We start from the raw sequence: 975 nt of genomic DNA, 5'->3' as shown, positions 1-975 counted from the left end.
TACTATCAGGCCTTATTAGTACTGCTTTTTTACTAAGACCATCTTTATATTCTTCGAAAGAGGGAGGCGTGTTATACCTTATATCTATTACAGATTTCGTTAAAAAGGAATCGAAAGTATCATTATATACACTTAAGCTATTTTGTTTTTCTTTACATCCAAAAACTAAAGTAAAGAATAATAGAATAAAACATTTATAAATCACACGGGTTTGTATATTCATCATTATGTACGTTTAAAGATAAGTTGGCTAAATTTTGTAGTTGGGTACTATTAATTAATTGTCTCTGTAGGCCATAGGCATTGAGACCTGTCCAAGCGAAAAACTCATAACTTGAAACAGGTTGAGAATTGTTATCAAATTGTCTTAAACCATTAGCTACAGGATTAATATAATGCGCAGCCATTAGATTGTGCTCCGAGTAAGTAGCTATTTCATTACTCGTATATCCTGCATTTTCATAATAGTTATACATAACAACATACCAATTATATATTTCTTGATCTAAAGAATTCGGAGGGGCATTATTTGTTAGAATTATACGATGTAATTCAGCGTGTATTGTTTCGTGTAGAATAGTTGATGCTAACTCTATTGCATTCCCATTTACAGCATCATCATCAAATGTTATTAAAATCACATCATTTTCGTTTGGTAAACTAGCACTAGCCTGACCACCTCCACTTAACAAATTTCCAACAACAAATTTAATTTTGTATTTACTTTTATTACCCGTAAAAGCTTCTGATGTGATCCTAAATAGATTATTTTCATTAGAAATCAATTCATCTAAAACGCATTCTGCATCAGTTCCAATAAAGGAAGAATCTTTTATTATTTGCTCATCAAAATCCACTTCTCCTCCATTCATCAAAGTAATTACAGCTTCAATAGCAAAAGCTTGAGCAGTTTCGGAGCATTCATTCTTATCTATGTAGTAACTAATTTGACCAACAGCACCTTTAGGTTGAGAT

General features: G+C 31.5%; 1 protein-coding gene and 1 pseudogene. Both read right to left on the bottom strand.

Going from position 1 to position 975, the window contains the following annotated elements; all coding sequences use genetic code 11:
* A partial coding sequence (locus ES677_RS15560; RefSeq protein WP_211357903.1) for a hypothetical protein occupies nt 1-226 on the bottom strand: 226 nt, incomplete at its 3' end.
* Nucleotides 195-975: pseudogene (locus tag ES677_RS15405) on the bottom strand (hypothetical protein); the annotation flags it as partial. The pseudogene ES677_RS15405 and the gene ES677_RS15560, both read right to left, overlap by 32 nt.

It is taken from the genome of Bizionia gelidisalsuginis (assembly GCF_008086185.1).
Lineage (GTDB): Bacteria > Bacteroidota > Bacteroidia > Flavobacteriales > Flavobacteriaceae > Bizionia > Bizionia saleffrena.
This window is presented reverse-complemented; position numbering and strand designations above follow the sequence as displayed.